Below are 10018 nucleotides of genomic sequence, written 5' to 3'. Positions count from 1 at the left end.
TGGGCTAGGCGATGTGTCGCCAGTCGAGCCCTGAATCTTGATCGGCCAGTTGCAGCCAGTCCGGGTCGCACCCGAGGGTGTCGACAAAACATTGCCGGGCCAGTTGCGGCAGGTTGTTCTTGCTGCTGAGGTGGCCCAGCACCAGGTGCTGTAGCGACTGCCATCCCAACTCGCTCACCAGGTTGGCAGCCTGATGGTTGTTCAAATGTCCCAGTTCGCCGCCAACCCGCTCTTTCAAGAAGTACGGGTAACGACCTCTGGCCAGCATGTCACGGCAGTGGTTCGCTTCGATCATCAAGGCATCCAGGCCGTGATAACTCTGTAACACCGCAGGGCAGTATGAGCCAAGGTCAGTCAGCAGGCCGAATCGGCGTTGACCGTCGTTGAATACAAACTGTGTTGGCTCAAGGGCGTCGTGGGCGACTGACACCACGTCAATGTTCAGCGCACCCACTTGCAACCCTTGACCACCTGACAGAAACCCTGCGGCCTCCACAGGCTTGCGCATTCCGCGCAACGTGCCGTTGCTCAGGTACACCGGCAGATTGTAGCGCCGCGAAAGCAAACCCACGCCATGCACATGGTCGGCATGTTCGTGGGTCACCAGAATTGCGCTTAACTGCTGCGGGCTGACACCTAGACGCGCCAGACGCCGCTCGGTTTCCCGTAAGGAAAAACCACAATCCACCAGCACGTACGTGTCGTTACTGGCAACCAGCGTGCCGTTCCCTCGGCTACCACTGCCTAATACCGCGAAACGCACTTAACCCAAGTTGTCTTGAATGATACCCAGCACCCGGCGCGCTACATCGGCAGGCGCTACGGTATTGATATTCTTCTCGACAGTAACCTGCACGTTGTCACCCACTTTGCTCAAGCGGACTTGATAACGTTCGGCGCGGGCTTCAATTTCTTCTTTGTTCGGGGCGCTGCCAAACAGGCGGCTAAAGAACCCAGGCTCGTTTTCAGGCTTCTTCGCCTTCTCTGCCAGGTTGATGTAGTAAAGACCCAGGCTGCGGTTGATGTCTTCTACACGCCAGTCGCCTTGATCCAGGGCACGACCCACGCTCGACCATGCACGGTCCAGGTCGTCAGCAACGTTGAGTACCGGGTTGCCGCTGCCATCTACGCTCAAGGCAACGCGCTTGGGAGTATCGAAGTCACGGGCCGCCAGCAGGGAAACCGAGCCGCCTTTCTCGGCGCTACGGCTCAGGCTGGCCAACAGGTCGTCGGTCAATGCAGAGTCGAGGCCCAAATTGGTGGTGTTAGCCGGAAATTCAACGTCGGTGCTGCTGCCCGCAGGCCGCGTAACGCTGACGACATAGATTTCGCTGGTGTTGCGCTGCACGCCTGGCTCGATGCGAATACGCACCCGAGCTTCGGTGTCGGCGTTGGCTCCGCTAACGGTCAGGCGCTTGGCCATGGTGGCGGAAAGGCCGTCGATACGCTGCCAGGTGGTGTTGAATTCACCCGTCTGCGGACGGTCTTCAGCCACATGAAAACCGTTATCTTCAAAGTACTGGTGCGCAATCGGCCAGACTTCGGCCGGCGAGCGCTGAGCCAGGATCGAACGCGTGTCACCGGTTTTCTGCAAGCTGAAGTCACTTGCAGTCGCACCTACCGACAATGGCTGAGGGCGCGGTACGGTGTACTCGCCTTTAGCCGTATCGTTAGCCACGTTGCGCGGAATCGGCAGCAATGGATCAAGACGTTTCACACCCGTGATATCCGGTGGCAACTGCATAGGCGCCGTTTGGGCCGCCTCAAGATAATCACTGCCGCGATCACGGAAGTAACCTTCTGGGCCCCAGACCCAGCCACAACCGCTGGTACTGGAGATAATCAAGGCTAGTGCGGAAAGGCCGGCCAGTCGCTTCATTGCGTGATACTTCCTCATTAAAGCAATACACCGGACTGGCGCAAGGCCAGACGCAGCGGTTCGTGACAGGACTCGCTGAGCCAGGTGAGCGGCAGACGAATACCGTCCGGCATCATACCCATCTCATGCAGTGCCCATTTCACGGGAATTGGGTTGGATTCGATAAACAAGGTCTTATTGAGCGGCATCAGCTTTTCATGAATGGCACGTGCTGTTTCGGCGTCACCGCGCATAGCGGCGGCGCACAGATCAGCCATGGCGCGCGGCGCTACGTTGGCCGTTACTGAAATATTACCTCTGCCACCCAACAGCATCAGCTCGACCGCCGTCGCATCGTCACCCGAACACACCAGGAAGTCGCTGCTGACCCGCGCCAGAATATCTTTGGCGCGCTGCAAATCGCCGGTAGCTTCCTTGATGCCGATGATATTCGGTACTGTCGACAGTCGCACAACCGTGTCTGCCAACATGTCGCAGGCGGTACGGCCTGGAACGTTATACAGAATCTGTGGAATATCGACCGTTTCGGCGATGAGTTTGAAGTGCTGATACAGCCCTTCTTGCGTCGGTTTGTTGTAATACGGTGTTACCAGCAAGCACGCATCAGCCCCGGCGGTTTTTGCGTTACGCGTCAGTTCGATTGCTTCGCGAGTAGAGTTCGCGCCGGTTCCCGCGATAACGGGAATCCGCCCTGCAACTTGGGCTACCACGCGGCGAATCACTTCAATGTGTTCGCTCACGTCGAGTGTGGCCGACTCACCAGTGGTGCCGACCGCAACAATCGCGTTGGTGCCCTCTTGCAGATGGAAGTCCACCAATTTGCTCAAGCTATCCCAGTCGAGACGACCATTTGCGTCCATCGGTGTGACCAGTGCCACCATGCTACCCGCAATCATGCGACCGCTCCTGCCGGAAAAAGAGAGCCGTAATGGTACTGGCGCTATCAGCCTTGCACAAGCGAAGTACCATGCTATGAGCATTCCCCTGAGCGATGCTTTTCGCTACCCTTTGCTCTTTGGTCAGTACGGGTCGTCTGCGCAGCTCGTTCAATCGGTGTATTTTGCCGCCAGAACCCTTGCGCCAATGCTGTCGCCACGCGTCATGGCCCGGCCATGAGGGCAAGCGTCACTGGGGTTTGGGTTGGGCGTCGGCACGAATATATTGTCGACTCAGCCGTGCAAGCCCACTGTATGTACTCACCGCTCATCGCTTAGGAATGCTGAATGTCGTCCACCCCCACAGTTCGCGAACAATTCCTTGTCATCAGTGCCCTTGGCGCCAACCCCATGGAGCTGACCAACGTGCTGTGCCGCGCCAGTCATGAAAACCGCTGTTCAGTGGTGAGTTCACGTCTGACTCGACATGGCGAATACAGTGCGCTGATTCTTCAGGTATCAGGTAGCTGGGACGCTCTGGCTCGACTGGAGACGGGTTTACCCAGCCTGTCGAAGAAGCACGCCTTTACCGTCAGCGTCGTGCGTAGCGCCAGTCTGGAAAGCCGCCCTGAGGCGCTGCCTTATGTGGCTTATGTCAGCTCGGCTTACCGCCCGGACATCATCAATGAGCTGTGCCAGTTCTTCATCGACCATAACGTCGAGCTGGAAAATCTCATTTGTGATACCTACCAAGCGCCGCAAACAGGCGGCACGATGCTTAATGCAACGTTCACCGTTACGTTGCCGGCCGGTATCCAGATCAGTTGGCTGCGTGATCAGTTCCTGGATTTCGCCGACGCGCTTAATCTTGATGCCTTGATTGAACCTTGGCGTCCACAGGCTCCCATGTAAGGAAACATCAATGGCCGTTGTTTTAAATGAAGCTGTCGCCGATTTTCAGGCGCAGGCCACCAGTGGGCAGATGATCAGTCTGGCCGGGCTTAAGGGCCAGCAAGTGGTGGTTTATTTTTACCCGAAAGACAGCACTCCCGGTTGCACGACCCAGGGTCAGGGCTTCCGCGACCTGCACGCTGAATTTGAAGCAGCCAACACCGTTGTGTTTGGTGTTTCCCGCGACAGTTTGAAATCCCATGAGAACTTCAAAGCCAAGCAGGCCTTTTCGTTCGAGCTCATTTCAGACAAAGACGAAGCGCTGTGTCAGTTGTTTGATGTCATCAAGCTGAAAAAGCTCTACGGCAAGGAATACCTTGGTGTAGACCGCAGTACCTTTTTGATCGATAAAGAGGGTGTGTTACGCCACGAGTGGCGCGGCGTGAAAGTGCCGGGCCATGTGGCTGCCGTGCTTGAGCAAGCACAGACACTGAATAACGGCTGATCGCCGTAAAGGAGTTCGCTGCCGGCATACATTGAAGTAGCTTGCAGCGAAAGCGCCTTGATTGTGATCCGGTCCGATGTATCTACAACAGCGGCGACACTGTCGGCTCATTGCGTGGCCATGCATCCAACACGGCTTTGAACAGGGTAGCCAGCGGTATCGCAAAGAACACGCCCCAGAAGCCCCATAATCCGCCAAACAACAGCACCGCACAGATGATAGCCACCGGGTGCAGGTTGACCGCTCCGGAAAATAGCAACGGCACTAACACGTTGCCATCCAGAGTCTGGATCACACCATATATCGCCATCAGGTAGATAAACTGATCGCTCCAACCCCACTGGAACAGTGCGATCAACATCACCGGCACCGTGACCACTACCGCGCCAACGTAGGGCACCACTACTGATACGCCGACCAATAATGCCAGCAACGCCGCGTAGTTCAGACCCAAGGCCACGAACGCTATGTACGTGACCCCGCCACAAACAAAAATCTCGATGACCTTACCGCGAATGTAGTTAGCGATTTGCCTGTTCATTTCTTGCGCGACCCGGGTAATTAATGTTCGCTCCCGGGGTAAGTAGCTGCTGACCCAACGCCCGATCATCGTCCGGTCTTTCAGGAAGAAAAAAACCAAAATCGGCACGAGCACCAGGTAGATCATGATATTGACCAACAACGGCAGGCTGGACAGCGAAAGCGTCAGCGCCCATTGGCCAAACTTTCCGGTTTCACCGCGAGCGACTTCGATGGCTTGCAGCACTTGTTCGTCAGAGACCAAGTGTGGATAACGCTCGGGCAGCAGCAACAATAGTGATTGCCATTTGGCGAGCATGCCTGGCAGCTCGTTGAACAAGGTGATCAATTGATGCCAAAGCAGCGGCACCAATACCAACAGGAATACCAGTAACGCCCCCATGAACAAGGCGAAAACCACCGCGACGGCGGCCACTTCGGGCATCCGCAAACGCTCCAGCAAGCTAACGACGCCCTGCATGAGAAACGCCAGTACCATCCCGGCCAATACAGGCGCAAGCATGCGGCCAAACGTTAAAACAACCGTAAACGCCAAAAACAACAATACCGCGAGTACGACGGCTTCCTCATCAGAGAAGTACCGCTGTATCCAGTCGCGTAGCACCTTAAACATCAAGAATCCTTGGCAGTCATCGTCAGTAACAATCGATAGGGAAAAAAGAACGCACCGCCAGCCTCAGGCTTTGCGCAGCCAATAACGATAAATGCCCGCTTCTGTTTCTTCGTGCAGCAACGTGTGGCCAGCCAGTCTGGCAAACGTTCGGAAGTCGCGCTGAGAGCCTGCATCGGTAGCAATAACTTTGAGGACGGCGCCACTGGCCAGGCGATTGAGTTCAAGCTTGGCTTTGAGCAATGGCAGCGGACAATTCAACCCGCTGGCATCCACCTCAGCGTCAACGGCCTCGGGCCGCTCTAAAGCGTCAGACATCATTTACCTCCAGGCAGGCACATTGATTTGCATTGTTAGCGCCCGATTGCAGCGGCGCCACGGCTAAACAGGCGATAAGAATACCTCACTCTGGTCAGCAAGCCATTCAGCCAGCTACAGTAAGGGCTCTTTAACGCTTAGAGCTTCGTGCATGAATTTTTTGCGCCCTACCTTGTTGACGCTCGCTTGCCTGCTCGCTTCGCCGAGTTTTGCTGACGATTTGCCATCACTGGGCGACGCCAGCTCTTCCATTGTCTCCCCGCAACAGGAATATCAGCTGGGCCGCGCCTGGCTCGGGATGCTTCGCGCTCAAGTATCCCAGCTCTCCGACCCGCAACTTAAGGACTTTGTCGAAACCACCGTGTACCGCCTCGCAGAAACCAGTCAGGTGCAGAATCCTCGTCTGGAATTCATCCTGATCAACAGTCGCGAGCTGAACGCATTCGCCGCACCGGGCGGAATAGTCGGGATTAATGGCGGGCTGTTTCTCAATGCCCAGAACGAATCCGAATACGCAGCGGTGCTCGCCCACGAATTGGCTCACTTGTCCCAACGTCACTTCGCACGGGGCATTGAAGCGCAGCAACGCATGCAGGTTCCGGTCCTCGCCGCCATGCTGGCCGGCATCGTCATGGCCGCTGCGGGTGCGGGCGATGCCGGGATCGCGACGATTGCCAGCACCCAGGCGGCGGCGATTCAGGAACAAACGCGTTTCTCCCGCGCTAACGAGCAAGAGGCTGACCGAATCGGTGTCATCAACCTGGAAAAAGCCGGTTATGACCCACGGGCAATGCCGAACATGTTTGAACGGCTGATGCGCCAATATCGATTCGATGCCAAGCCACCGGAGTTTTTGCTCGATCACCCCGTTACTGAATCGCGTATCGCTGACACACGCAACCGCGCCGAGCAAGAAAAGCCAGGCGGCAAGCAGGACAGCGTTCAGTACCAATTGATGCGCGCACGCGTCGCACTGTATTACGAAGAATCGTCGGGACTTGCGGGAAAACGCTTCCGCGCGCTGTTAGACGAAAATCCTCGGTCCGAATACGCACGCTATGGCCTGGCCATCGCTCAAATCAAGGCTTCGCAACTCAACGATGCGCGCGAAACGCTGAAGCCGCTGATGGCCAAAGACCCGAATAACGTGACGTACAATTTGGCCCAGGTCGAGATCGACGTCGCCAACAATAAAATGGCCGACGCCCAACAACGGCTCGACCGGATGAAAGTGCAGTTTCCTGACAACTACCCGCTGAACCAGGCACGGGTCGATTTGTTGATTAAACAAAACAAGCCTGCCGAAGCGGAAAAAGGACTGGAGCAACTACTGAAAAGCCGGCCTTCCGATCCGGATATCTGGAGCCTGGTTGCAGACATTCGCGGTTTGTCAGGCAACATGATCGGTTCCAGCCAGGCACGCGCCGAGTACTTTGCCTTGACCGGTGATTACCGACAGGCGCAACAGCAACTGGAAATCGCCAAGCGCCGCGCCAACAACAATTTCCAACTGGCCTCGCGTATCGATGCACGGCAGAAAGATTTTGCCGAGCAGGAGCGGTTATTGAAAGAAATGATGAACTAAGCACCCGCCCCATGTCTCGGTAGAAGCCAACGTGTTGGCGAGAGGTCTTGCGCGACGCGTCAGTCAAGCCGCCTCGCCAACACGTCGGCTCCTACAGGTCACTGTCAGGCGTTCCCTGCCAATTTCATCCGTGCCGCCTGGGTGAAGTTCAGCATGCGCTGCAGCGGGCGGATGGCGTGGGGAATTATTGCCGGATCGACGAATATCTCGTTGCTGCCCTCTCGAAGACACTGCAAGGTGCGCTCAAGGGTATTCATCGCCATCCATGGGCAATGTGCGCAACTGCGACACGCGGCGCCGTTACCGGCAGTAGGCGCTTCGATGAAAATTTTATCCGGGCACACCTGCTGCATCTTGTAAAAGATGCCGCGATCGGTCGCGACGATGAACATTTTATTCGGTAGCGATTGCGCGGCCGCGATCAGTTGGCTGGTGGAACCGACAGCGTCGGCCAAGTCTATTACCGATTCCGGAGATTCGGGATGCACCAGAATAGCGGCCTGCGGATAGAGTGCTTTCATATCCTCCAACTGCTTGGACTTGAACTCTTCGTGGACAATGCACGCGCCATCCCACAACAACATGTCCGCACCGGTTTCGCGCTGTATGTAACGACCTAAGTGCTTATCTGGCGCCCAGATGATTTTTTCACCGTTGTCCATCAGGCTTTCGACAATTTCCAACGCGCAACTTGATGTCACCACCCAATCGGCACGGGCTTTTACCGCTGCCGAGGTATTGGCGTACACCACCACGGTGCGCTCGGGATGCTGGTCGCAAAAGGCCGCAAACTCATCTGCCGGACAGCCCAAGTCCAACGAACAGGTCGCCTCCAGGGTCGGCATCAACACGCGTTTTTCCGGATTAAGGATTTTCGCCGTCTCACCCATAAAACGCACGCCCGCGACCAACACCGTGTTTGCCGGATGCTGATTACCGAAACGCGCCATTTCCAACGAGTCGGAGACACAACCGCCCGTTTCTTCGGCGAGCGCCTGGATAACCGGATCACAGTAATAGTGAGCGACCAGCACCGCATCTTGCGCTTTTAACTCAGCGGCGATCGCTGCACGGTAATGCGCTTCCTCGTCCGCGCTCAGCACTTTTGGCTGCTTGGCGTCGAGGTGGGCCTGGACTAAAAGTCGTTCTGAAATCTGCGTCATTTTCGCGGGGACCTCAATAGCGCTTGTACACGGGTGCCGATTGTACACCTGAACAAGACCCACAAAAAAAGCCTGAACCCCCCGGCGACACGCAACAACTCACAAATTGGCGGGTGGAGATATTTAACGAGCTCGATAAACAACCGGGTCAAAAGCAACTAAAGGCGTTTCATTATGAGCCGATAAGCATAAGTAGTGAGCCTCTCGTCAGGAAGACCATGAACGCTATAAACAACGGCCCTTCAAGCCTGCTGCTACAGCCGTCCTCGGCAATCACCACTAGCGACTCAAGCGAAAGCGTCGATGGCGAAGATGGGCACACGGCCGCTCAGAAATCGGCCGAAACTGGCGTGTCGATATCGGCGGAAGCAAAAAGCAAGCTGATCGAAGATCATTACAATGTCGACGACATCGACGCGTCAAGTCTGCCAACCGGGATCAAAAAATACCTCAGCGCCATTAGAGACATACAAGGACGGATCGGAGAGAAGTTGAGGGCGTTACAGCGGGTGATGCAGGACCAGACGTTAAGTCCGGCAGAGCGCAAGAGCAGGATCAATCAGGCCCAATTTGAAGTTTCCATGCTTAACAACGTGCTGTTTACCGTGACTAGCGGCATGCAACAACTGGAGATGCAGATGAAGATTCAGCTCAGTGACCTCACGCTTATTGGCTCGCTAATGAAGCCTCGATAAGCAGTCTTGGTAAAAAGCTGCGCCTGCCCACGGCAGCAGGCGCACCCTTTCATTGACTCAGTGTCGCCGCTTGATCGCCGCCTTCTTCTGCAATCGCGGTGAGCTTTTCATCTGCCGCTTTCTCCTCGGCCAGCGTATCGGACAACAAACTGACTGCGTCAGGCATACCTAACTTCGTCGCCATGGCGATCAAGGTGCCATAGGCGGCGATTTCATAGTGCTCAACCTTCTGGCAGGCGCCAATCAATCCGGCGTCAAGCACCTCACCTTTTTCAATCTCATCAAGCAGCTCTTTACTCTCTTCTACAAGCCCTTCCATCGCCATGCATTTCATACGTTTTAGCTTTAGCCCTGCCCCTTCGACTAACTCATCGATTCTTTCGATTTGCCCCCGGGTCTCTTCGAGGTGGGATTCGAACGCCGCCTTGAGTTTCGGGTTTGTCGACGCGCGCGCAAGCCGTGGCAATGCTCTGGTGATTTGCTTTTCGGCGCTATACACATCAGACAGTTCGTGAATAAACAGGTCTTCTATGGTTGTTCGAGCCATTGCGTCTGTCCTCGTAAGATCGTTTGATTTCAGGCTGATGAGCCACATAGAAGTGAGAGGACAAGGGGCAATGGAGTTCGATTTAGTTGACCAGCGGTGTGTGCTGGCCGAGCGGTGATGCCATTCCGGGTGTTGGGCGCGGTGCGCTTGACCTCTTCCAAGCAAATACAAATGCGAAGTACATCGGCTGTCCGCTCCACAGGGTGCCGTCATTGTCGAATACAGCGATGCGGTTCTGGAGTTTGACGAAATCCTTGCTGCTCTGATCAGTCACCGCTTGGACGAACTCGATTATGTTCTTTTTCAGGCATCCACTTGCGCAGGCAGATGCTGCTCGATGACGCCCAGCCAGCCCATGCCAGGGTAGGTTTCAAAACCTGGGGTCAATGAATAGCCCTGAATCGCATTGT

General features: G+C 55.7%; 11 protein-coding genes and 1 pseudogene. 4 read left to right on the top strand and 8 right to left on the bottom strand.

Annotated features, from left to right (window positions below):
• Nucleotides 1-4: 4 nt before the first annotated feature.
• The 3 genes from JWR17_RS05125 to dapA are packed head-to-tail and all read right to left on the bottom strand — an operon-like array spanning nucleotide 5 to nucleotide 2775.
• Nucleotides 5-763 carry an MBL fold metallo-hydrolase gene (locus JWR17_RS05125; RefSeq protein WP_299828949.1) on the bottom strand — a complete coding sequence of 253 codons (759 nt, stop codon included), beginning with the start codon at nucleotides 761-763 and terminating at the stop codon, nucleotides 5-7.
• Nucleotides 764-1879, bottom strand: coding sequence for an outer membrane protein assembly factor BamC (gene bamC / locus JWR17_RS05120; protein ID WP_299828947.1), 1116 nt, complete (start codon nucleotides 1877-1879; stop codon nucleotides 764-766).
• A gap of 17 nt (nucleotides 1880-1896) precedes the next feature.
• Nucleotides 1897-2775 carry a 4-hydroxy-tetrahydrodipicolinate synthase gene (gene dapA / locus JWR17_RS05115; RefSeq protein WP_299828943.1) on the bottom strand — a complete coding sequence of 293 codons (879 nt, stop codon included), beginning with the start codon at nucleotides 2773-2775 and terminating at the stop codon, nucleotides 1897-1899.
• 327 nt (nucleotides 2776-3102) lie between these two features.
• Between dapA and JWR17_RS05110 the strand changes: the two genes are divergently transcribed.
• Together JWR17_RS05110 and JWR17_RS05105 are read left to right on the top strand one after the other, a co-directional pair.
• Nucleotides 3103-3666: a glycine cleavage system protein R gene (locus tag JWR17_RS05110; RefSeq protein ID WP_297836046.1), complete on the top strand. Its 564-nt coding sequence runs from the start codon at nucleotides 3103-3105 to the stop codon at nucleotides 3664-3666.
• 10 nt (nucleotides 3667-3676) lie between these two features.
• On the top strand, nucleotides 3677-4150 hold the full coding sequence (locus JWR17_RS05105) for a peroxiredoxin (RefSeq protein WP_299828941.1): 474 nt from the start codon (nucleotides 3677-3679) through the stop codon (nucleotides 4148-4150).
• A gap of 82 nt (nucleotides 4151-4232) precedes the next feature.
• Here the strand turns inward: JWR17_RS05105 and JWR17_RS05100 are convergent, their stop codons facing one another.
• Together JWR17_RS05100 and JWR17_RS05095 are read right to left on the bottom strand one after the other, a co-directional pair.
• Entirely contained in the window at nucleotides 4233-5303 is a 1071-nt protein-coding gene (locus JWR17_RS05100) for an AI-2E family transporter (RefSeq protein WP_299828939.1), read from the bottom strand.
• 63 nt (nucleotides 5304-5366) lie between these two features.
• Nucleotides 5367-5618, bottom strand: a complete 252-nt coding sequence (locus JWR17_RS05095) for a sulfurtransferase TusA family protein (RefSeq protein ID WP_299828937.1) — start codon at nucleotides 5616-5618, stop codon at nucleotides 5367-5369.
• Nucleotides 5619-5769: 151 nt separating this feature from the next.
• On the opposite strand from JWR17_RS05095, the gene JWR17_RS05090 reads away from it, so the two are divergent.
• Complete coding sequence (locus JWR17_RS05090) at nucleotides 5770-7203, top strand: M48 family metalloprotease (RefSeq protein ID WP_299828935.1); 1434 nt, start codon at nucleotides 5770-5772, stop codon at nucleotides 7201-7203.
• Between the two features lie 104 nt (nucleotides 7204-7307).
• Here the strand turns inward: JWR17_RS05090 and nadA are convergent, their stop codons facing one another.
• Nucleotides 7308-8366 carry a quinolinate synthase NadA gene (gene nadA, locus JWR17_RS05085; RefSeq protein WP_299828933.1) on the bottom strand — a complete coding sequence of 353 codons (1059 nt, stop codon included), beginning with the start codon at nucleotides 8364-8366 and terminating at the stop codon, nucleotides 7308-7310.
• A gap of 218 nt (nucleotides 8367-8584) precedes the next feature.
• Here nadA and JWR17_RS05080 point away from each other — a divergent pair, with 218 nt between their 5' ends.
• Entirely contained in the window at nucleotides 8585-9061 is a 477-nt protein-coding gene (locus JWR17_RS05080) for a hypothetical protein (RefSeq protein ID WP_299828932.1), read from the top strand.
• A gap of 49 nt (nucleotides 9062-9110) precedes the next feature.
• Here JWR17_RS05080 and JWR17_RS05075 read toward each other — a convergent pair whose 3' ends face one another.
• Nucleotides 9111-9608 (bottom strand): ferritin-like domain-containing protein, encoded by a 498-nt coding sequence (locus JWR17_RS05075; RefSeq protein WP_299828930.1) that lies wholly within the window; start codon nucleotides 9606-9608, stop codon nucleotides 9111-9113.
• Between the two features lie 134 nt (nucleotides 9609-9742).
• Nucleotides 9743-9912 (bottom strand): annotated as a pseudogene (locus JWR17_RS26315) (haloacid dehalogenase-like hydrolase); the annotation flags it as partial.
• Nucleotides 9913-10018: the final 106 nt, after the last annotated feature.

It is taken from the genome of Pseudomonas sp. (assembly GCF_028293835.1).
Taxonomy (GTDB): Bacteria; Pseudomonadota; Gammaproteobacteria; order Pseudomonadales; family Pseudomonadaceae; genus Aquipseudomonas.
This window is presented reverse-complemented; position numbering and strand designations above follow the sequence as displayed.